The sequence below is a fragment of the Burkholderia sp. YIM B11467 genome, assembly GCF_052952715.1.
This window is the reverse complement of record NZ_JBQVSQ010000005.1, coordinates 211280-233328: the sequence shown is the minus strand read 5'-3', so window position 1 is coordinate 233328 and position 22049 is coordinate 211280. Positions and strand designations below refer to the sequence as shown.

The window sequence follows — 22049 nt, the reverse complement described above, 5'->3', positions numbered from 1 at the left end:
AAAGCGAAACAAAGGGTTCAGAGCGGGCCGGCGAGCGCGACCGTCACGCCGTCCCGGATGGATTTGGGGCCCAGCAGCCGGCCGTGCGGTGCCGCGAGCTGCGCGCACGGCTCGGCCACGCCCGCGACGCCGAAGCGCGCGAGCGCGGCATCCGACGGGCCGCTCGCAGCCAGTTCGGGACGGCTCGCGAGCCGCGCCGCGTCGAACGCGACGAGTGGCCAGCCGCGGCGTGCGCACAGCGTGCGCAGCGCACGGGCGTGCGCCTTGTCGGCGAGCGTCGCGACGACGGCCGGTTCGGCGTCCGGGTAAAGCGCCAGCGCCGCGCGGATCGCGGCGTCGAGTTGCACGGCCGTCGTGCCCGCGCGGAAACCGACGCCGAGCGCGACGCGCATCATGCACCGCCGCCGAGCGCCGCACGCACCGCCGGATCGTCGGCGAGCGCCGCGACGCGGCCGATCACGACAATCGCTGGCGAACCGATGCCGGTCGCGCCGACCTGTTCGACGAGCGTGCCAAGCGTCGCGAGCACGTGCCGTTGCCCGGGACGCGTCGCGTTCTCGATCGCCGCGCACGGCGTATCGCCGGGCAGGCCGCCGTCGCGCAGCGCCGTGGCAATCGTATCGAGCCGGCGGATGCCCATGTAGATCACGATCGTCATGCGCGTCGCCGCGAGCGCGCGCCAGTCGGGTTCGTCGGCGCCCGCGCCGTGGCCCGTGACGAAGATCACGCCTTGCGCGTCGCCGCGCTGCGTGACCGGAATGCCCAGTGCGGCCGGTGCGGCGATGCCCGCGGTGATGCCGTTCACGACCTCGACCGGAAAACCCGCGGCACCGAGCGCGGCCAGTTCCTCGCCGCCGCGGCCGAACACGAACGGATCGCCGCCCTTGAGCCGCGCGACGCTGCGGCCCGCGCGCAGGTGCGCGAGCATCGCCGCGACGATCGCCTCCTGCGGCGTGGACGCATGGCCACCGCGCTTGCCGACGTGCTCGATGTGCGCGTCGGCGCGCGCATGGCGCAGCACGTCGGGGTTCACGAGATCGTCGACGAGCAGCACGTCCGCCGCGCCGATCGCACGCACGGCCTTGAGCGTGAGCAGGTCGGCGTCGCCGGGGCCGGCGCCGATGAGCCACGCGCGGCTCATCGCGCGCGGCACGGCGCGCACCGTGTCGAAACAGTGGAAAGGGGAAGGCGGGCGGCACATCGGCGGCCGGCAAACAGGCAAGACATGACGGATCGGGCGAAGCCCGCGCGAACGCGGGTGGAATGCGCACCCCATCCGTCCCCCGCGGATCGGGCGTTCGGCGAGCGTCGGGCTCGCCCCTTGCGTCGGCCGGTATCCGGGCTGGCCGCTTGCCAGGCCGCGGCCTTCCCGCCCGGTGAAGGGCAGTGGCATCGTGGGCGGCATGGGCGCGTGCGCGGGGAAGCGCGTCGCGCGGGCGGCGTACCGTTGCGGGGACAGCACAGGCCGGGCGGTCGTCCGCCTCCTGTTTCCCGTTTAACTGCATGCGCGGAATGCGCGTGCGAGCACCGAACGCGGCGCTACGATAGCACAGCGCGCTGGCGCAAACGCATGCGGGGTGGGCGCTCGCCCGTCGTCAGTCTCTGCGACGCTCGGCGAACATGTCGCCGAGCAAATGAAGGCCATGCCCCGATCCCGCAAAGCGCGGCGGCGCACAGCCGCCAGGCGTTTCAAGTAAGGCTTCAGCAACCGCCCGCGCCGCAGGATCCACCGCCGCCTGAACCTCCGGACGAGCCGGAACTGCCGCCGATGCCGCCGCGATTCGGGCCACAGACCGCAGCGCCGGCCAGTGCGCCGACGGCCGATGCGGCTCCGTTTCCGAACCCGAGTGCGCCAACACCGGCGCCAAACAGGCCGCCTATTGCAAGCCCGCAACCGGCAGTACCGCCCGCTGCGGTAGCGCCCCCCATTCCATTTAGCGCACCGCTGGCCGCTCCCGAAATCGCTCCGGCGAACCCACCGGCCATGATGCTGCCTCGATTGGCCTGTGCGCCAATGCGCACGGCGTGGACGGCTCCGTCTCCGCCACTTACCCGATTCATTTCACTCGCAGTGAGTTTTCGCATGTTGAATCTCCTTGGATTGACGATTGTCGATACCGATGGCGAAACAGGTGCGATATACGCGATCGGCTTTTTGTCGCAGCGGGCTACTTCACAAGCACCGCTTCGATTCCCGCAGCGTTTGCAGAATGCAGTACGACCACATCAGTACTTTCGCGACCGTTGCAAGGGGGGAATCCATCCCCTTCAGGGCAAACGGAAACAAGAGCGCCATCGACAGCCATACGACGATGGCCACATACAATCGGGCAATATTCATGGTCTGAACGAATGTGTCGCAGTGGTTTATCTCGATCATCGAAAACTGTCTGGATCGGACAATCGAATATCGGCTGCGCAACGTCAATCATCCGAATCTCCAAAGAGAATGAACGTTTCTGCGCGCAACCCCACGCTGTACCTGCCGCGGCGCCGGCCTTGCTATCGCGGACAACGTGATCAACCGTCAATTCTGAAAAACCGCTTCGGATGGCGAGCCGTACTACTGCGCGTTCGATCCCGCACGGGTTGCTGGGCGCGTCAGACAGTCGAACGATTTCCCCGGCATACCCGCGCCTGATCCCTGCCCGCCGGTTCATCCGGCCGACCTGGCCACTCGTCGCCTTGACGCTCCCGCCCCCGGCGCCTACACTCGCACGCGTTTTGGTGCTCGCGCGCGCCGCTCCGGCGCACGCAGTTAAACGGGAAACAGGGAGCCTGCCTGCGTCGCAGTCGAGCCAACCTGTGCTGCCCCCGCAACGGTAAGCGAACGCATCGTGCCCGCCACGATGCAACGCCGCTTCGCCGCATGCCGCACGCATGCGGACGACCGCCACTGGATGCCCCGCGCATCCGGGAAGGCGAAGCGGCGTGTTCGTCAGCCCGGATACCGGCCTAAACGTTGGGGTTCAGCGCCGCGGGGAGGCGGCGCATCGTCCACGGCCGCAGCGTGCCCGACACCCGAGCGTTTCCCGATTCCCGTCGTCCGACCGCCCGCGCAAGCGCGCATGATCCGGCCCGATGGAGGGCGAGACCGCACGGGGCCGCGCAGCGACGGCCGTGTTGGCATGCTTCATGTCGACCGTTCGCAAAGGAGCGTCATGCTCGATTCGCTGTTTCGCCTGTTCAACGACAGTTCATCCGGGCTGCGCGGCAAGATCGTCGCGATCTATGCGTTGCTGATCGCCTTCAACGTCGGCGCGTGGGTCTGGGCGTTCGCCGCCTTCCACGGCCAGCCCGTGCTGCTCGGCACCGCGCTGCTCGCGTATGTGTTCGGGCTGCGCCACGCGGTCGACGCCGACCACATCGCGGCCATCGACAACGTCACGCGCAAGCTGATGCAGGAGGGCCGCAGCCCGCTCGGCGCGGGACTGTTCTTCTCGCTCGGCCACTCGACGGTCGTGATCGTGATGTCGGCCGTGGTCGCGGCAACCGCCGCGTCGCTGTCGCGCTTCGACGGCATGCGCGAGCTGGGCGGCACGATCGGCACCTGCGTATCCGCGTTCTTCCTGCTGCTGCTCGCGGCCGCGAACCTGATGATCCTGGTGTCCGTGTACCGGACGTTTCGCGCGGTGAAGCGCGGCGAGCCGCTCGTCGAGGCAGATCTCGACCTGCTGATGAACCAGCGCGGCGTGCTCGCGCGCATCTTCCGCCCGCTGTTCCGGATCGTGTCGCGCAGCTGGCACCTGTATCCGATCGGCTTCCTGTTCGGCATCGGCTTCGACACCGCGACCGAGATCGCGCTGTTCGGCATCTCGGCTACGCAGGTGCAGGGCGGCCTGTCGTTCTGGTCGGTGATGGTGCTGCCCGCGCTGTTTACGGCCGGCATGACGCTCGTCGACACGACCGACGGCATCCTGATGATGGGGGCGTATCGCTGGGCGTACGTGCGGCCGATCCGCAAGATCTACTACAACATGACGATCACGTTCGTATCGGTGCTGGTCGCGGCGCTGATCGGCGGCATCGAGGTGCTGGCGCTGCTCGCCGACAAGCTGTCGCTGCAGGGCACCGTGTGGGACTTCGCGACGACGGCGGCCGCGCATTTCGGGATGCTCGGCTACGTCGTGATCGGGCTGTTCCTCGCGAGCTGGCTCGTATCCGCCGCGATCTATCGCATCAAACGCTACGACGAGATCGAAGTGACGATCTCGGCCTGAACCCACATTCGACACAGGACCCACCATGACCCTACGCAAGCTTCCCGTCACGATCGTCACGGGCTTTCTCGGCAGCGGCAAGACGACGCTGATGCGCCACATCCTGCAGCACGCCGAAGGCCGCCGCATCGCGGTGATCGTCAACGAATTCGGCGAACTCGGCATCGACGGCGAAATCCTCAAGGGTTGCGGCATCGGCTGCGACGACACACAGGGCGAAGCGTCCGGTCAGCTTTACGAGCTCGCGAACGGCTGCCTGTGCTGCACCGTGCAGGAAGAGTTCTATCCGGTGATGGAAGCGCTCGTCGAGCGGCGCGCGGACATCGACCACGTGCTGATCGAGACGTCGGGCCTCGCGCTGCCGAAGCCGCTCGTGCAGGCGTTCAACTGGCCGACGATCCGCAACAGCTTCACGGTCGACGCGGTCGTGACCGTCGTCGACGGGCCGGCCGCCGCGAGCGGCCAGTTCGCGGAAAACCCGCAGGCCGTCGACGCGCAACGCCGCGCCGATCCGAACCTCGACCACGAATCGCCGCTGCACGAGCTGTTCGCCGATCAGCTGTCGTCCGCCGATCTCGTGATCGTGAACAAGGCCGATCTCGTCGGCGACACGCAGTTCGCGCAGATCGAAACCGCGATCCGCGACGAGATCCCGCCGCAGGTGAAGATCGTGCGCGCGACGCGCGGCGAGCTCGACCTCGCGATGCTGCTGGGGCTCGAATCGGCGTCGGAAGACACGATCCACCTGCGTCACGACCATCACGGCTCGGCCGACGACGGTGATCACGATCACCACCACGACGATTTCGACTCGGTCGTCGTATCGGGCGACGCGGGCACGCGCGAAGCGACGATCGCCGCGCTGCAGCGCGTCGTCGAGACGCACACGATCTATCGCGCGAAGGGCTTCGCCGCGCTGCCCGGCGCGCCGATGCGGCTCGTGATCCAGGGCGTCGGGCGCCGCTTCGACAGCTATTTCGACCGTCGCTGGCAGGACGGCGAAACGCGCGCGAGCCGCTTCGTGCTGATCGGCGAGGATCTCGACGCGGCCGCACTGCAGCGCGCGTTCGACGCCGCGTGCGCGGCCGAACCGCAACAGGCGTAACGCGCGATGCATCTGCTGCGCACCACGCCGGGCGGCTTCGTCGACGATACGCAGGGCGTCGTCCGGATCGACCAGCAACCGGCCGACATCGTGATCCTGAGCTCGGCCGACACGACGCTGTCGCTGCTCGCGAGCGTCGTGCCGCAGCTGCCGGCCGGCTTTCCGAGCGTGCGGCTCGCGAACGTCACGTTCCTGCGGCAGCCGGCGTCCGTCGATTTCTATGTCGACGACGTGCTGCGCCACGCGAAGACGGTCGTGATCGATCATCTCGGCGGCGAAGCGTACTGGCCGTACGGAATCGAGCAGGCCGTGTCGCTCGCGTCGAAGCGCGGGCAGCAGCTCGCGATGTTCTCGGGCGACCTGCAGGAAGACCCGAACCTCGTCGCGAAGAGCACGGTCGCGCCCGACCTGTGCCGGTTGTGGTGGCGCTACCTGCGCGAAGGCGGCGTGCACAACGCCGAGGCGCTGCTGCGCAGCATCGCGTTCCACACGCTCGGCTTCGGCGACGAACCCGAGCTGCCGCGCCCGCTGCCGGCCGCCGCGCTGTATCACCCGGCGCGCGACCGCGCGAGCGTCGACGACTGGCGGCCGCGCTGGACGCCCGGCGCGCCGGTCGTCGCGATCCTGTTCTATCGCGCGCACTGGCAGGCCGCGAACACGGCCGTGTTCGACGCGCTGGCCGACGCGCTCGTGCGGGAAGGGCTGAATCCGCTGCCGATCGCGGTGACGTCGCTGAAGGACGCGGTGAGCCGCGAGGTCATCACGCAGCTGTGCGACACGCACGGCGTCGCGCTCGTGCTGAATACGACCGCGTTCGCGGCCGGCGCGATCGACGCCGCCGAGCCGGAGGTGCTCGCCGGCGACGCGCCGGTGCTGCAGGTGATCCTGTCCGGTGGCAATCGCGAAGCATGGGTGGCCGACAACCAGGGCCTGCACGCGCGCGACATCGCGATGCACATCGCGCTGCCCGAGGTCGACGGGCGCATCGTCACGCGCGCGGTGAGCTTCAAGGGGCTCGCGTATCGCTGCCCGCACACCGAGGTCGACGTCGTGCGCTACCAGCCGGACGCCGAACGGATCGCGTTCGTCGCGGCGCTGGCGCGCGGCTGGTGCCGGCTGCGCACGCTCGACAACGCGAGCAAGCGCGTCGCGCTGATTCTCGCGAACTATCCGCAAAGCGAAGGACGGATCGGCAACGGTGTCGGGCTCGACACGCCGGCGTCCGCGCTGCGCGTGCTCGCGGCGCTGCGCGACGCGGGCTACGCGGTGGCCGACCTGCCGCCCGACGGCGACGCGCTGATCGCGCGGCTCACCGAAGGCGTGACCAACGACGCGGCCGTGCATGCATTGCGCCCGGCGTTCCAGAGTTTTGCGCTGGCCGATTACGTCGCGCATTTCGCGCGGCTGCCGGCTTCCGTACGCGACGCGCTGAACGCGCGCTGGGGGCCGCCCGAAGCCGACCCGACGCTGCGACAAGGGCGTTTCACGATCGCCGGCTGGCGTGCGGGCAACGTGTTCGTCGGCATCCAGCCGTCGCGCTCGCGCGGCGAGAACGACTACGCGAGCTACCACGACGCGGATCTGGTGCCGCCGCACGCGTATCTCGCGTTCTATTTCTGGCTGCGCGATGCGTATCGCATCGACGCGGTCATCCACCTCGGCAAGCACGGCAACCTCGAATGGCTGCCGGGCAAGAGCGTCGCGCTGTCCGACGCGTGCTGGCCCGACCTGACGCTCGGGCCGCTGCCGCACCTGTATCCGTTCATCGTCAACGATCCGGGCGAGGGCAGCCAGGCGAAGCGCCGCGCGCAGGCCGTGATCATTGATCACCTGATGCCGCCGCTTACGCGCGCGGAAAACTACGGCCCGCTGCAGGATCTCGAACGGCAGGTCGACGAATACTACGAGGCGCTGATGGTCGATGCGCGGCGCGCGAAGCTGCTGCGCAAGACGATCCTCGCGACGATCGCCGAGCATCGGCTGCACGACGAGCTGAGCGTATCGCCGCCGCGCGACACCGGCGACGAGGATGCGCTGCTGACGCGCGTCGACGCATGGCTGTGCGAGTTGAAGGAAGCGCAGATTCGCGACGGGCTGCACGTGTTCGGCGTATCGCCGGCCGACCGTCAGCGGCGCGACACGCTGCTCGCGCTCGCGCGCTTTCCGGTCGGCGACGGCAAGGGCGTGCGTGCGGGGCTGATCGGCGCGCTCGCGCGCGATCTCGCACTCGGCGACGACTTCGATCCGCTGTCGGCCGACTGGGCCGCGCCGTGGGCTGGCCCGCGCCCGGCGATCCTGCAGGCGCTCGACGCGTCGCCGTGGCGCCATGCGGGCGATACGCGCGAGCGGCTCGAACGGTTCGCGCAGCACTGGCTGGACGGGCTGTGCGCAGCCGCAGGCGGCAACGGTGGCACCAACGCGACACCGCCCGGCGCATGGCCGCACACGCTCGCCGTGATCGAGCGCGTGCGCTCGACGCTGATCCCCGCGCTCGACGCGTGCGGCGGCGAGGAAATGCGCCAGTTGCTGCGCGGTCTCGACGGCCGCTTCGTGCCGCCGGGGCCGAGCGGCTCGCCGTCGCGCGGCCGCCCCGACGTGCTGCCGACCGGCCGCAACTTCTACTCGGTCGACACGCGCGCGGTGCCGACGCAGGCCGCGTGGTCGCTCGGCCTGAAATCCGCGCAGCAACTGATCGAGCGTCATCTGCAGGATCGCGGCGACTATCCGCGCGCGATCGGCCTGTCCGTGTGGGGCACGGCGACGATGCGCACGGGCGGCGACGACATCGCGCAGGCGTTCGCGCTGCTCGGCGTGCGGCCGAAATGGGCGCACGGCAGTCATCGCGTGACCGACTTCGAGATCCTGCCGATCGAGATCTTCGACCGACCGCGCATCGACGTGACGCTGCGCGTATCGGGTTTCTTCCGCGACGCGTTCCCGAACCTGATGCATCTGTTCGATGCAGCGGTGCAGGCCGTCGCCGCGCTCGACGAGCCGGAGGAGCTGAACCCGATCCGCGCGCGCATCGAGCGCGAACGCTCGAAATGGATTGAGCAGGGCGTGTCGCCCGACGAAGCGCGGCGCCGCGCCGGCTGGCGCGTGTTCGGCGCGCGGCCGGGCAGCTACGGCGCGGGCCTGCAGGACCTGATCGACCAGCGCCGCTGGCAGACCGACGCCGATCTCGCCGACGCCTACCGCCAGTGGGGCGGCCACGCGTATGCGCAGAACAGCGCGGGCGATGCCGCGCCCGACGTGTTCGGCGAGCGGCTGGCGACGATCGACGTCGTCGTGCAGAACCAGGACAGCCGCGAGCACGACATCCTCGATTCGAACGACTACTACCAGTTCCAGGGCGGGATGACGGCGGCCGTGCGGCACCTGTCCGGGCAGCAGCCGAGCATCTACCACGGCGACCATGCGAACCCGGTCGCGCCGAAGATGCGCACGCTGCGCGAGGAAATCGCGCGCGTGATCCGCTCGCGCGTCGTCAATCCGAAATGGCTCGACGGCGTGAAGCGCCACGGCTACAAGGGCGCGGCCGAGCTGGCCGCGACCGTCGACTACCTGTACGGCTATGACGCGACCGCGCGCGTGCTGTCCGACCACCAGTACGCGCTCGTCGCCGACGCGTACCTGTTCGACGACGACACGCGCGCGTTCCTCGAACGGCACAATCCGAAGGCGCTGCACGGCATCTGCGAACGCTTCGTCGAAGCGATGCAGCGCGGCCTGTGGCAGCAGCCGGGCGACTATCGCGAGCGGATCGAAGCGGTCTGGCTCGAAAGCGAACAACTCCAGGAAGGGGGACGGCGATGACCGATCCGACACTGCACCGCGCCCGCGCGGTCTTTCCGTTTGCGGCGCTCGTCGCGCAGGATGCATTGCAGCAGGCGCTGCTGCTCGCCGCGATCGACCCGTCGCTCGGCGGCGTGCTGGTGAGCGGGCCGCGCGGCACCGCGAAATCGACCGCCGCGCGCGGCCTCGCGGAGCTGCTGCCCGAAGGGCAGTTCGTCACGCTGCCGCTGTCGGCGAGCGACGAACAGGTAACCGGCACGCTCGATCTCGCGCATGCACTGGCCGAAAACGGCGTGCGCTTCCGGCCGGGCCTGCTTGCGCGTGCGCATCTCGGCGTGCTGTATGTCGACGAAGTGAACCTGCTCGCCGACGGGCTCGTCGATACGCTGCTCGACGTCGCCGCGAGCGGCGTGAATCTCGTCGAGCGCGATGGCGTGTCGCACGCGCATGACGCGCGCTTCGTGCTGATCGGTACGATGAATCCCGAAGAGGGCGAATTGCGTCCGCAGTTGCTCGATCGCTTCGGGCTGATGGTCGAGCTGGAGAACTGTTTCGATGCCGCGCAGCGCGAGCGGATCGTGAAGGCGCGACTGGCATTCGATCTCGATCCGGACGCGTTCCGCGCACGCCATGCAGCCGCGCAGCGCGAACTCGGCGACCGGATTCACGCGGCGCGTGCGCGGCTGCCGATGCTCGATTTCGGCGATGCAGTGCATGCGCATGTCAGCGCGCTGTGCATCGACGCGGCCGTCGACGGGTTGCGCGCCGATCTCGTGATGCTGCGCGCCGCGCGCGCACTCGCCGCGCTGGAGCAGGCCGATGCGGTGACGGTGTCGCACGTGACGCGCGTGGCCGAAGCCGTGCTGCGGCACCGGCGCCATGCCGGTACGCCGCCGTCGTCCGGCGCGTCGCAGCCGGACCGCGCACGCGACGATCGTTCGCCACCGGAGGCACGTCAGCAGCCGGAAGATCAACCGGGCGCAACCGGGAACGACACCGCCGTCGCGCAGGGCGACTGGGGCTACCTGCGGCCCGAGCCGGCCGGGCTGCGCGACGTGAAAGGCGTGGTGCCGCTGCCGCTAAAAAAACGCTGAGCCATCGAGCCGGTGCCGCCGCGAACGCCGTTCGCGGTCCTCGATGGCAGCAAGGCGCAGCCGCGCGCGTGCCGGGTACGGCGCGCACCGGCACGGCCGTCGCGTGGCCGGCGACGTTCGCCGCGAAGCGTGGCGATCCGTTGCATCACGGCCATCTGCGTTTCCGGAAGCGAACCGGCGCACCGGATGCGCTGCATTGCTTCGTACTCGACTGTTCGGCGTCGATGCTGTCGCACGACCGGCTCGCACTGGCGAAAGGTCTGATCGTCGCGTATTTCGATCGCGCCGCGCGCGACCGCGTCGAAACCGCGCTGATCTGCTTCGGCGGCAACGGCGCCGCGCGGCGCTTCGGTCCGGCCGTGCCGCGCTGGTGGAACGCGCGCTGGCTCGAACCGGTCGACGGCGGCGGTGGCACGCCGCTCGCGGACGGCATCGCGGCCGCCGCGCACCTGCTCGCGCACGATGCGCGGCGCGAGCCCGACAAGCAGCGCTGGCTGTGGGTGTTGTCCGACGGGCGCACGCGCGAGACGCCGGCGAAACCCGCGGCGGCCGATCACGTCGTGTTCGTCGACTTCGACGATGCGGCCGTGCGGATCGGGCAGGGCGCGCGGCTCGCGGCTGCATGGGGCGCGCAGTGGGTGACCGCCGATGCGCTTTGCACGGACCCGATCGGCTGATTGCCGGCCGGCGGTGCGCTATGATCGCCGCTTCTCTGCTGCCCACTGGAAAAACCCGCCATGCAAGTATTGGTCGATGCCGACGCGTGTCCCGCCGTCATCAAGGACATGCTGTTTCGCGCCGCGCGTCGTGCCGAAATCTGCGTGACGCTGGTCGCGAACCAGTTTCTGCGCACGCCGCCGTCGCCGTTCATCAAGGCGGTGCAGGTGCCGGCCGGCTTCGATGTGGCCGATGCGCGCATCGTCGAGATGGCCGAGGCCGGCGATCTCGTGATCACCGCCGACATCCCGCTGGCCGCCGCCGTGCTCGACAAGGGCGCGCATGCGCTCGACCCGCGCGGCAACTGGTTCAGCCGCGAGAACATCGAGGAGCGCCTGTCGACGCGCGCGATGATGGATCAGTTGCGCAGCGCGGGTATCGACACGGGCGGGCCGGCGCCGTTCAGCGCGCGCGACGGCAAGACGTTTGCGTCGCAACTCGACCGGTTCCTGGCACGCCACGGCAAGCCTTGATGCTGCATGTCGGCTTCGGGGTGAAACGGGAAAACATAGAAAATACCAGTCTTCTGTAATTGCATTGCCCTTGTAGTTGCTGGCAGCGTATATTCGAATGAGCGCAAGATGCTCTGGAGACGTTATGGAAATCAAAAAATACATTGAAGGAGTCGCGAAAACGGGGTTCCCGTTTGAAGCGGAAACAGTTTTCCTTCTCGGGAAAGCTGGGTGGATAATTATCAGCAATCGATATTACATTGACTCGGACCGAGATGAACCGAGAGAAATGGATATAATTGCATATAAAGCCGGTGGCGGCGACATTCAAGTTGTCACAGCCTTGATAATTAGCTGCAAAAAATCAGAGCACGCAAATTGGTCATTTCTGTCGCGAGATGAAAACCGGGCAAATCCAAATTTCATACGGGAGCGAATGCATTTTTGGTCCGACAGTAGCGCAATGAGGCATTTGCTTGAAAGTAAAAATTGGATAGAGGACTATTATTCAAAAACCGCCGAGATGGGCGTGGTCGAGGTTGTCCGGGAAGTTGATTATCACGTATTTGCCTTGCAAGAAATGGCAAACGGAAATAAGAAGAATGAGCCAGAAGGAGTTCCGAAAGGTGATGCGGCCATGTTCGGCTCCGTAATGTCACTCATGAAAGCCCAGTTCCATGAGTTGCAGGTTAGAGAGAAGAAAAAACGTGATGATCCTCGAGTGTATCAATTTAATCTCGTGTCTCTGGTTGACACTGATTTGGTCCGAATTCATTTCACCCAGGATGAAATAACGGCGACAGAGGTCGACTTGGTTCATTATACAGGGAGTTACATATTCAACGACGACTACGATTCATCAAATATTGTATTTTGTAAAAAAGAAGCATTTCCAAGAATTTTGGATGACTTCGGAAGGCTTCATGAGGCAAACAAGGCCATTGTTCACGGCTGTATAAAAGATTTTTATTCAAGCGTCCTCACCAGTCGACCAAAGATCGTTGCCTTGTTGCTTGATTTCCGCTCCAAGTTTGAAGATTCGTCGTGGATGCTGCAATTCGATTGGCCGGAATTTAATGTGGATATGCTTCATGTTTCGCCCAAAAAAATCGGCGATGATTTGCAAATTACAGTTATGTCGCTAAATGAAGACATGATTAAATATATGAATGAAAATGAGCGAGTAAAAAGCGCTGCCGCCGCCGCATTGAAAGCGATCTACAAATACGAGGGTGGCTTCTTTTTTAAATAACCAGATGACAGTATTTTGCAACACAGGGCGGTGAGTCTGCATGGCGGGTTCGGAAATCCTGCAGTATGCAAGCGTAGGAAATCCATCCTAGGAGTGTAGCCGCTGGCTGCTGGCAAGGCACATAAAAACAAGCTGACATGGAGTGCGTAGACAGAGAGGGACTGCGCGCAAACACACCATAGCGCGCGTCACGCGACAGGTTCTCCGAATCCGCATCGGGTCGCGTACGAGGCCCAGATCAGGATGCAGTTTCGCGCCGACGCTGATATCGTGACGCGAACCACTACACAGGAGCGCACACGTGTCACCGACCCAACTTCTCGTTCCCACATTTACCCAGATGCTGCGCGCGCAGTCCGCGTGGCTCGACAAGGCTGTCGCGCACCGGCAGGCCGCGGGCGGCGAGCTCGACGCGGTGATGACGCTGAAGCTGGCGGCCGACATGTATCCGCTCGCCGCACAGGTGCGCTTCTCGTGCTTCCAGTCGATGGAGCCGGTCTACCGGCTGCGCGGCGAACCGTTGCCGGCGGCGCTGCTGGCATTGCGCGAAGCCGGATGGAACGCGGATGCGCAGCCCGGCTCGCTGAGCGACGCGCAGGGCATCCTCGCCGGCACGCTCGCGTTTCTCGGTGAACTCGCGCCGGATGCGCTCGACGGCGGCGCCGCGCTGCCAATCGCGCTCGAACTGCCGAACGGGATCGCGTTCGACATGACGGGCGAGCAGTACGCGCGCGACTGGGCGCTGCCGCAGTTCTACTTCCACGCGATCGCCGCGTACGCGATCCTGCGCCATCACGGCGTCGAGCTCGGCAAGGCCGATTACGTGCCGCACATGCTCGCGTATGTGCGACCGGGCACGATTCCTCAGGGTTAAGCGGGCCAGCGGGCGGAGAAGCGGCATGACGCGGGCGCTGTTCATCTGCAGCCGCAACCGGCTGCGCAGCCCGACGGCCGAAGCGGTGTTCGCCGCGTGGCCGGGCGTCGAAACCGACTCCGCGGGCCTCGCACCCGATGCGGACACGCGCCTGTCGGCCGAGCAACTCGACTGGGCCGACATCGTCTTCGTGATGGAGCGTGCGCACCGAGCCAGGCTGTCGGCGTTATTCGGCGCTCACCTGAAGCACAAGCAGATCGTCTGCCTCGACATCCCCGACCGGTACGCGTTCATGCAGCCCGAACTCGTCACGCTGCTTGAACGCAAGGCCGGCCCGTTCCTGCGCGCGTGAGCGGCGCGGACGACATCGGCGTCAGCGTCGCGGGCCGTTCAGGATCGCCGAAAAACAGTCGAGGCGCAGCAGCTCGATGATCTTGCGCGTCGGCACGCTCGCGCGCAGCGTTTCGAGCCGGTCGACGGTGAACCACTTGCAGCGGGCGATCTCGTTGCTCGCGTGCGGGGTCAGGTGCGCCGGCACCTCGGCCACGAACACGTGATGCAGCTTCGTCAGCCCGCCGAACTGCACCGCGTAGTCGAGCACGAGCCCCTCCAGCCGCGTTTCCTCGGCAAGCTCCCGCTGCGCAGCCTCGAGCGGCGTCTCGCCGCGCCGGATCGTACCGCCCGGCAGCGACCAGCGCGACGCGGTGCGGGCGACCAGCAGCACGCTGCTGCGCTGGCGGCACACGATCGTGGCGCGTTCCTTGATGACGGCGAGGGTATCCGGCCCGGTACTCATGTTCGGCAAAACAGGTGCTGAATCGTGGAGAAAATGCGCGTCGGCGGTTCGTGATCCGGCAGCGGGCCGCGACGGCATGCAGGCAGCCGCGCCGATCTTACCGGCCGTTCGTGACAGTTCCGTGCACGGCGTCGCGCGACCGACGCCGCGTCACGCGTGCGTGTAGATCCCGTTGCGCGTCGGCTTCGCGTGGCGCGGATGGCGGCTCTTGTGAACGGCGCGCCGGTGATGGGGTGCCGGCGCGTGCCGGCGCGCGGGCGCGGGCCGTGCGGTCGACGCGGCGGCCCGGGGCGGCGCGCCGGACATCTGCGTCTGTCCTTCGCCGAATTGGAAAGTCTGGGTCTGCGCGTGTGCGACACCCAGCGTCGACGCCAGCACGAAGGCCGTCAGCAGCAACCGTTTCATGAATAGTCCGCCTTATTTTTTCGAGATGAACGAATTTCGTCAGCTTAACGAAGGGCGGGGCGGCACCGCAACCGGCCCGGGTTCGGTGTCGTCCCCACTTGCGCGCGGCGGCGTTCTCCATGCGGCAGCCGGGTGCATCCGGGCTTGACAACATAATTCCTGAATGTGAATATAAATTCACACACAAGAATTATTCAACGAATCCGGAAGGTCGCGCCGCAGGCGCCAAACCGCCGGAACCGGCAGTCCGATCAACCGGAAGCAGGAGCGAGACGCATGGCGGAACACGAGCAGCAGGGCGCGCTGGCGGGATTGCGCATCATCGATCTGTCGCGGGTGCTGGGCGGCCCGTACGCGACGCAGATCCTCGCCGACCACGGCGCGGAGGTGATCAAGGTCGAACCGCCGTCCGGCGACGAGACGCGCACGTGGGGCCCGCCGTTCGACGGCGACACCGCGTCGTATTTCCTCGGCGTGAACCGCAACAAGCTCGGCATCGCGCTCGATCTGACGAAACCGGACGACCGCGAGCGGCTGCTCGGCCTGCTCGAACATGCGGACGCCGTCGTCGAGAACTTCAAGATCGGCACGATGGAGCGCTGGGGGCTCGGTTTCGACGCGCTGCATGCGCGGTTTCCGCGCCTCGTCTATTGCCGCGTGTCGGGCTTCGGCGCGGACGGCCCGCTTGGCGGGCTGCCCGGCTACGACGCGGCCGTGCAGGCGCTCGCGGGGCTGATGAGCGTGAACGGCGAAGCAGGCGGCGCGCCGCTGCGCGTCGGCGTGCCGATCGTCGACCTCGTCACGGGGCTGAACGCGGCGCTCGGCGTGCTGATGGCGCTGCGCGAGCGCGACGCGAGCGGCCGCGGCCAGTTCGTCGAATCGACGCTGTTCGACTGCGCGCTGTCGATCCTGCATCCGCATACGCCGAACTTCTTCCATTCGGGCAACGCGCCCGTGCGCACCGGCAACGCGCACCCGAACATCACGCCGTACGACAGCTTTCCGACGGCCACCGTCGACATCTTCCTGGCGGTCGGCAACAACGGGCAGTTCGCGGCGCTGTGCGACGTGCTCGGCACGCGCGATTGGCCCGGCGATCCGCGGTTCGCGGACAACCGCGCGCGCAGCGCGAACCGTGCCGCGCTGCGCGCGCTGCTCGAAACGGCGCTGGCCGGACACGACGGCGCGGCGCTTGCCGAGCAGCTGATGCGTCGCGGCGTGCCGTGCGCGCCCGTGCTCGGGCTCGATGCGGCGCTCGACCACCCGCACGTCGCGCACCGGGAGATGAAGGTCGAGTTGGGACGGCATCGCGGCATCGCGTCGCCGATCAAGCTCGGCCGCACGCCGGCCACGTACCGGCGGCCGCCGCCCGCGCTGAACGAACACGCGGCGCAGGTGTTTGCCGACGACGAGCACGGCGCGCCCCGCCGGGACTGACCGGCAACGCGACATCCCGGCATCGCGGCCACCCGACGCGCGAGCCGGACGCCCCCATTCGGATATCACGTCGGCCCGCGCACAGAGCGCGCACCGGCTGCAGAGGAGACGCATCATGCTCGCATGGATCGGCGCGATCGCCATCGTCGCGCTGTTCGGCCTGATCATCACGAAGCGGCTGTCGCCGCTGGTCGCGCTGATCGTCGTGCCGGTGGCCGCGTCGCTCGCGGCCGGGTTCGGGCTCACGACCGGCAAGTTCATCGTGCACGGCGTACAGAACATCGGCCCGATCGCTGGAATGTTTGTTTTTGCGATTCTATTTTTCGGAATCCTCACCGATGCGGGGATGCTCGACCCGATCATCGCGGGCGTGCTGCGCGTGATCGGCTGCCATCCGCCACGCATCGTGATGGGTTCGGCGTTGCTCGCGCTGCTGATCCATCTCGACGGCTCGGGCGCCGTCACGTTTCTCGTCACGCTGCCCGCGATGATGCCGCTCTATACGCGGCTCGGGATGGATCGCCGCATCCTCGCGTGCGTCGCGTCGATGGCGGCTGGCGTCAATTTCCTGCCGTGGGTCGGGCCGATGCTGCGCGCGTCGGCGGCGTTGCATATTCCCGGCTCGGCGATCTTCATGCCGATGATCCCGGTGCAGATCGTCGGGCTCGTGTTCGTATTCGGCACCGCGTACGTGCTCGGCGCGCGCGAGGCGAAGCGGCTCGGGCTCGATCGCGCCGGCGCGGCGTCGCTCGCGGTCGCGCCGCGCGAGCTGACCGACGCCGAACGCGCGTTGCGCCGGCCGGGCCGCTTCCGGATCAACCTCGCGCTGACGCTCGTCGTGCTCGTCACGCTGGTGTCGGGCATCGTCGACCCGATGGTGATGTTCATGCTCGGCACGGTCGCCGCGCTGGTGATCAACTACCCGGACGTGCAGGCCCAGCGCGAGCGGATCGACGCGCATGCGAAGGCCGCGCTGATGATGGCCAGCGTGCTGCTCGCGGCCGGCGCGTTCACCGGCATCATGTCCGGCACCGGGATGCTGAAGGCGATGGCGGAAGTCGTCGTCGCGCACGTGCCGGTCGAGCATGCGCGCCACATGCCGTTCGTGCTCGGGCTGCTGTCGATGCCGCTCAGCCTGCTGTTCGATCCCGATTCGTTCTACTTCGGCGTGCTGCCGGTGCTCGCGGAGAGCGGCAAGCTGCTCGGCGTGCCGCCGATCCAGATGGCGCAGGCCGCGCTGCTCGGCCAGATGACGACAGGTTTCCCGGTGAGCCCGCTCACGCCCGCGACGTTCCTGATCGTCGGCCTGACCGGCGTCGAACTGGCCGAGCACCAGAAATTCACGATTCCGTTCCTGTTCGCCGCCACCGTGCTGATGGTCTTCGCCGCGGTCGCGACGGGCGTGTTTCCGCTATGAGCGGCGCATCCGTTCATCTTTTCCGGGAGAGCAGTCCATGCAGTTCGACCTGACCGACGACCAACGCGCGATCGAAAGCGCGATCGAGAAAATCTGCGCGCGCTTCGGCGACGACTACTGGCTCGAACGCGATCGCGCGGGCGGGTTTCCGGCCGATTTCCACGCGGCGCTCGCCGAGGCCGGCTGGCTCGGCATCGCGATGGACCCGGCCCACGGCGGTGCCGGGCTCGGGATGACCGAGGCCGCGCTGATGATGCGCACGATCAGCGCGTCGGGCGCCGGCCTGTCCGGCGCGTCGGCCGTCCATATGAACATCTTCGGGCTGAACCCGGTGCAGGTGTTCGGCAACGACGCGCAGAAGGCGCGCTTCCTGCCACCGCTGATCGCCGGGCGCGACAAGGCGTGCTTCGCGGTGACGGAACCCGACGCGGGCCTCGACACCACGCACCTGACCACGCAGGCGCGCCGCGACGGCGACCACTATGTGCTGAGCGGGCGCAAGATCTGGATCTCGACCGCGCAGGTCGCGAACAAGATGCTGATCATCGCGCGCACGACGCCGCTCGACCAGGTCGCGAAACCGACCGACGGGTTGAGCCTGTTCTATACCGACCTCGACCGCGCGCGCGTCGAGGTGCGCGAGATCGAGAAGATGGGCCGCAAGGCCGTCGATTCGAACATGCTGTTCATCGACAACCTGCGCGTGTCGCGCGACGACCTGATCGGCAACGAAGGCGACGGCTTCCGGTACCTGCTGCACGGGCTGAATCCCGAACGGATCCTGATCGCCGCCGAGGCGATCGGCCTCGGACAGGCCGCGCTGCGCCGCGCGACGCAGTATGCGTGCGAGCGCGTCGTGTTCGGCCGGCCGATCGGGCAGAACCAGTCGATCCAGCATCCGCTCGCGCTGGCGTGGATGCAGCTCGAGGCCGCGTGGCTGATGGTGATGAAGGCCGCGACGCGCTACGACGCGGGGCAGCCGTGCGGCGCGGAGGCGAACGCGGCGAAATACCTCGGCGCGGAAGCCGCGTTCCACGCGTGCCAGACGGCGATCGCGACGCACGGCGGGATGGGCTATGCGAAGGAATACCATGTCGAGCGCTACCTGCGCGAGTGTATGATTCCGAGGCTCGCGCCCGTGAGCCCGCAACTGATCCTGTGCTACATCGCGGAGAAGGTGCTCGGGCTGCCGAAGTCGTACTGACGCGCGGCAGCCCGCCGGCGCGCGGTTTCCCGTTTCGAATCAAGCGCTCGTCATGGACGTCAAACTCGTTGCCCGCACGCTCGACCTGTTCGAGCTGTTCGCCGCCGAACGGCGGCCGCTGCCGCTCACCGAACTCGCGCGCCTGCTCAATGTGCCGGCGTCGAGTTGCCTCGCGATGGCGCGCACGCTCGTGAGCCGCGGTTACCTGTACGAAGTGCGCAAGCGTGGCGGCTACTACCCGACGCGCCGATTGCAGACGATCGCCGCCGCGATCGACGCGACCGATCCCGTCGTCGACATCGTCCATCCGCATCTCGTCGCGCTGCGCGACGCGAGCCGCGAGACGGCCGTGCTCGGCAAGATCCAGGGCCTGTCGGTCACGTACCTCGACGTCGTCGAATCGGAGCAGGCGATCCGCTATACGCGCCAGCCGGGCGAACTGCGCCCGCTGCACGCGAACTCGATCGGCAAGGCGATCTTCGCGGAACTCGCCGGCGATGCGCAGCAGGCACTCGGCGTGCAGCTGCCGTTCGAACGCTTCACCGACGCGACGGTGGCCGACCTGCCGGCGCTCGTCGCGCAGACCGCGCGGTTTCGCGAACTCGGCTGGGCCGAGAACTTCGGCGAGAGCGCGCCCGAGCTGTCGGCGATCGCGGTCGCGCTGACGCTCGACGGCGACTGGTACGGGCTGTCGGTCGTCGGGCCGACCGAGCGGATCCGCCAGCATCGCGACACGCATGCGGCGCTGCTCGTCGACGCGAAGGCGCGACTGCTGGCCGAGCACGCACGCGGGTAGGGCAGTACGCCACCTCCAGCGGCGGGCCGTTCGCCGGCGCGCGATCCTGCCGCGCCGGAAACGGCCCACTGCGCGTCACACCATCACGACTTCACCCACACGCCGCCCGCACTCGGGTTGTCGCCCTGCGTCCACCATTTCGCGCAGTACTTCGCGCCCTGGTACATCACGCACGTGCCGCCCTGGTAGGCGGTCGTGGCCGACCACACGGGCGAGCCGCCGCCGACCGGCTTCCACACGGCGGCCTGGCCGGGCACGTCGCCCTGTGTCCACCATTGCGCCTGATACGTCGTGCCCTGGTAGGTGACCGTCGCGCCGGCCGTATAGACCTGGCCGGCCGCCCAGGGCGCGCCCGGCTGCGGCGTGCCGCCGTTCGAGCCGCCGCCGTAGTTCGGGTCCTGCGTGACGCCCGCGCCCCACTTGCCGTCGAGCGCCTTGAAGATCGTCGCGAACGCGTACGGCTGCTGCGCGACGCCCGAGCAGGTCGGCGACGCATACGCGCCGTTGTTCGGGCACGGCTGGTCGCGGCCGACCGACCAGTTGCCGAAGAATCCGTAGCCGTTGTTGACCGCCGCGTTCAGCACGCTTTGCGCGTTCGCGAGCGTGAAGGTCTCGCCCTGCACGTCGTTCACGCCGATCATCGGCGTGACGCCGACCATCTGCCAGAGCTGCGCGCTGGTCTTCGTCTGGCCGACCGACTTGAACGCGGTGTCGAGCTGCGCGTACAGCGCCTGCGCGGCGCTGATCGCGGCCGCGCCCATGTCGATGTTCGCGGGGCCGTAGTCCATCGTCATCAGGTTGATGGCATCGAACGACGTGTTGTTCGCGATCGCCGCGTTGACGACGTTCACGCCGTCCTGCGTGAGCCCGGTCGGCATCGTCGGCAGCGTCAGCGTGACGTGCAGCGGCTTGCCCCTCGCCGCATAGTCGGACTGCAGTTGCGCGACGGCCTGGAAGTTGCGTGCGACCGAGGCGGTGTCCTGCTGCGACGCGCCCTCGATGTCGAAGTCGATATGCGTGAGGCCGTACGTGTCGATCACGGTCTGGTACGCCGTCTTCAGCGCGGGGACCGTCGAGCACGCCTGCATCAGCGGCGTGCCGTTCGCGCCGCCGAACGACACGGCGACTTCGCCGCCTTTCGCGCGGTAGCTCGCGATCGACGTCGACAGCGCGGTGAGCAGGCCCCCGCTCGCGCCGTTGCCGATCGGCTGCACGCCACCCCACGACGGCGCGCAGCCGTTGCCCGCGACCACGAACGCGAGCGTGAACTGCTGGATGCCTTGCTGGACGCCGATCTGGTCGACGAGCGGCGTCGGATAGAGCGTGACGTCGACGAAAGGCGCATAGACGCCGGCGCCCTGGGACACACTCGCGGCTGCGAGCAGACAACCCGCGGCAAGCCCGCGCGGGATGAAACGCGGCAACACATTGTTGTTCATTGGATTCTCCAAGTGGAAGAGGGATACGCTGGCCCGCGTATCGCCGCCGGACGGGCGACCGGGCATGCCCGGCCGGCGGCGTGCCCATCTTGGAGGATTCGCGCCGAATAGTGAATGGTTAGGTGTTCTTTTTGTTATTTGATTCTCGATACGTAACGATCTTGCCGATTCGACACTGTTCTGTAATGCGCTGGGCCTGGATCAAGAAAAACTTACCACCGGTTTCGAAATAAAAACGTCACGCTCGGCACGGCCTGACAGCCGCTTCAATCGTGTAATCACGTGTAATCGCTTTCGCCTTGCGCACGGCATAACTTTGTCTTCGAGCGGAGTGCTTTCGCGCGCAGCTCATCCACGATGCAATGTCGTCTTATCCATAAGGAGCTCAAAATGCTGGAAAGAATCGTAGCAAAGCAGGCAGTCGGAAGCGTTCCAGGCGGCGACCAGAATTCCTGGATCAACCCTCCTTTCAATGCGCAAATCACGTTCCCGGGCACGTTTTCGACCGCTCCCATTGTTGTCGTGACGGCCCTCCAGGACCCCAACGACTCAACCAATTATCCGGACACGTTCTCGGTGACGGTGACCCAAGTCACGACGACCGGATTCAACGTCAACATCACCCGCGAAGATAAGGTGTTTCCCAATTACTCGGGCAGCGATTGGGGGCAAAACCTCTACGTTTCGTATATCGCCGAAGTGCCGAGCCAATAAAAATCGAACCGGAATAATGCGGTCGCTGCCTCTTTTCTAACTGCGCCGGCTCCACCGCCGGAAGTTTGACCAGGCAGTTCGGCGGCTGGCCAGTCGCAGCCATTCACTGCGGCTGGCCGCCATCGGCGTCGCTTGTTGCGCCGCATGCTCCGCGCAGGTTGCTTGCGTCGGCGAGGGCTGTTGAGGCGGTCATGGTGCGTTGTCGGACGACGCAGATCCCGCGATCCCGATGCCGTAAAGGATCGCGCTTCGAAAGCCGGTACGGTCGCCTTTCGATGAAAGATGGCCGCCGTCGACGGCAGGTGGGAGCGCTCGAATCCGTCGGCCAGATC

19 protein-coding genes and 2 riboswitches are annotated in these 22049 nt (G+C 67.2%); of the genes, 14 read left to right on the top strand and 5 right to left on the bottom strand.

All coding sequences use genetic code 11. The features are described 5' to 3' along the window. Nucleotides 1-17: 17 nt before the first annotated feature. Nucleotides 18-395, bottom strand: coding sequence for a cobalamin biosynthesis protein (locus tag ACTRWB_RS19280; RefSeq protein WP_446902911.1), 378 nt, complete (start codon nucleotides 393-395; stop codon nucleotides 18-20). Next, the gene (gene cobA, locus ACTRWB_RS19275; RefSeq protein WP_446902910.1) at nucleotides 392-1201 is read right to left on the bottom strand and encodes a uroporphyrinogen-III C-methyltransferase; all 810 of its coding nucleotides are present in this window, start codon (nucleotides 1199-1201) and stop codon (nucleotides 392-394) included. The genes ACTRWB_RS19280 and cobA overlap by 4 nt, the downstream gene beginning before the upstream one ends. 110 nt (nucleotides 1202-1311) lie before the next feature. Then, a riboswitch (cobalamin riboswitch) is annotated at nucleotides 1312-1547 on the bottom strand. Between the two features lie 1161 nt (nucleotides 1548-2708). Next, nucleotides 2709-2973, top strand: a riboswitch (cobalamin riboswitch). Between the two features lie 188 nt (nucleotides 2974-3161). On the opposite strand from cobA, the gene ACTRWB_RS19270 reads away from it, so the two are divergent. The 9 genes from ACTRWB_RS19270 to ACTRWB_RS19230 all read left to right on the top strand — a co-directional run bounded on the left by ACTRWB_RS19270 (nucleotide 3162) and on the right by ACTRWB_RS19230 (nucleotide 13861). Next, nucleotides 3162-4220: a HoxN/HupN/NixA family nickel/cobalt transporter gene (locus ACTRWB_RS19270; RefSeq protein WP_446902909.1), complete on the top strand. Its 1059-nt coding sequence runs from the start codon at nucleotides 3162-3164 to the stop codon at nucleotides 4218-4220. 25 nt (nucleotides 4221-4245) lie between these two features. Further along, nucleotides 4246-5325, top strand: coding sequence for a cobalamin biosynthesis protein CobW (gene cobW, locus ACTRWB_RS19265; RefSeq protein WP_446902908.1), 1080 nt, complete (start codon nucleotides 4246-4248; stop codon nucleotides 5323-5325). 6 nt (nucleotides 5326-5331) lie between these two features. Next, complete coding sequence (gene cobN, locus ACTRWB_RS19260; protein WP_446902907.1) at nucleotides 5332-9141, top strand: cobaltochelatase subunit CobN; 3810 nt, start codon at nucleotides 5332-5334, stop codon at nucleotides 9139-9141. Then, nucleotides 9138-10214, top strand: a complete 1077-nt coding sequence (locus tag ACTRWB_RS19255; protein WP_129514549.1) for an ATP-binding protein — start codon at nucleotides 9138-9140, stop codon at nucleotides 10212-10214. The genes cobN and ACTRWB_RS19255 overlap by 4 nt, the downstream gene beginning before the upstream one ends. Nucleotides 10215-10282: 68 nt before the next feature. Then, nucleotides 10283-10891, top strand: a complete 609-nt coding sequence (locus ACTRWB_RS19250; protein WP_129514550.1) for a vWA domain-containing protein — start codon at nucleotides 10283-10285, stop codon at nucleotides 10889-10891. A gap of 60 nt (nucleotides 10892-10951) precedes the next feature. Beyond that, nucleotides 10952-11404, top strand: a complete 453-nt coding sequence (locus tag ACTRWB_RS19245; protein ID WP_193098345.1) for a YaiI/YqxD family protein — start codon at nucleotides 10952-10954, stop codon at nucleotides 11402-11404. 124 nt (nucleotides 11405-11528) lie between these two features. Then, nucleotides 11529-12635, top strand: coding sequence for a hypothetical protein (locus ACTRWB_RS19240; RefSeq protein WP_446902906.1), 1107 nt, complete (start codon nucleotides 11529-11531; stop codon nucleotides 12633-12635). A 301-nt stretch (nucleotides 12636-12936) separates the two neighbouring features. Beyond that, nucleotides 12937-13509 (top strand): DUF1993 domain-containing protein, encoded by a 573-nt coding sequence (locus ACTRWB_RS19235; RefSeq protein ID WP_129514552.1) that lies wholly within the window; start codon nucleotides 12937-12939, stop codon nucleotides 13507-13509. Between the two features lie 25 nt (nucleotides 13510-13534). Continuing rightward, nucleotides 13535-13861 (top strand): low molecular weight protein tyrosine phosphatase family protein, encoded by a 327-nt coding sequence (locus ACTRWB_RS19230; protein WP_446902905.1) that lies wholly within the window; start codon nucleotides 13535-13537, stop codon nucleotides 13859-13861. Between the two features lie 21 nt (nucleotides 13862-13882). Here the strand turns inward: ACTRWB_RS19230 and ACTRWB_RS19225 are convergent, their stop codons facing one another. After that, the gene (locus ACTRWB_RS19225) at nucleotides 13883-14305 is read right to left on the bottom strand and encodes an NUDIX hydrolase (RefSeq protein WP_193098347.1); all 423 of its coding nucleotides are present in this window, start codon (nucleotides 14303-14305) and stop codon (nucleotides 13883-13885) included. A gap of 150 nt (nucleotides 14306-14455) precedes the next feature. Next, entirely contained in the window at nucleotides 14456-14710 is a 255-nt protein-coding gene (locus ACTRWB_RS19220) for a hypothetical protein (protein ID WP_446902904.1), read from the bottom strand. Between the two features lie 276 nt (nucleotides 14711-14986). Here ACTRWB_RS19220 and ACTRWB_RS19215 point away from each other — a divergent pair, with 276 nt between their 5' ends. From ACTRWB_RS19215 to ACTRWB_RS19200, 4 genes are all read left to right on the top strand, one after another. Further along, nucleotides 14987-16147, top strand: a complete 1161-nt coding sequence (locus ACTRWB_RS19215) for a CaiB/BaiF CoA transferase family protein (protein WP_193098349.1) — start codon at nucleotides 14987-14989, stop codon at nucleotides 16145-16147. Between the two features lie 115 nt (nucleotides 16148-16262). After that, nucleotides 16263-17564 carry a CitMHS family transporter gene (locus ACTRWB_RS19210; RefSeq protein ID WP_096470911.1) on the top strand — a complete coding sequence of 434 codons (1302 nt, stop codon included), beginning with the start codon at nucleotides 16263-16265 and terminating at the stop codon, nucleotides 17562-17564. Between the two features lie 37 nt (nucleotides 17565-17601). Next, entirely contained in the window at nucleotides 17602-18768 is a 1167-nt protein-coding gene (locus ACTRWB_RS19205) for an acyl-CoA dehydrogenase family protein (protein ID WP_343491365.1), read from the top strand. A gap of 52 nt (nucleotides 18769-18820) precedes the next feature. Next, nucleotides 18821-19564, top strand: coding sequence for an IclR family transcriptional regulator (locus ACTRWB_RS19200; RefSeq protein ID WP_111017087.1), 744 nt, complete (start codon nucleotides 18821-18823; stop codon nucleotides 19562-19564). Between the two features lie 83 nt (nucleotides 19565-19647). Here ACTRWB_RS19200 and ACTRWB_RS19195 read toward each other — a convergent pair whose 3' ends face one another. Then, a complete protein-coding gene (locus ACTRWB_RS19195; RefSeq protein WP_446902903.1) occupies nucleotides 19648-21003 on the bottom strand; it encodes a chitinase in 1356 nt (451 codons plus the stop codon). 390 nt (nucleotides 21004-21393) lie between these two features. On the opposite strand from ACTRWB_RS19195, the gene ACTRWB_RS19190 reads away from it, so the two are divergent. Beyond that, a complete protein-coding gene (locus ACTRWB_RS19190; RefSeq protein ID WP_164992013.1) occupies nucleotides 21394-21717 on the top strand; it encodes an H-type lectin domain-containing protein in 324 nt (107 codons plus the stop codon). The last annotated feature ends 332 nt before the right edge of the window (nucleotides 21718-22049 follow it).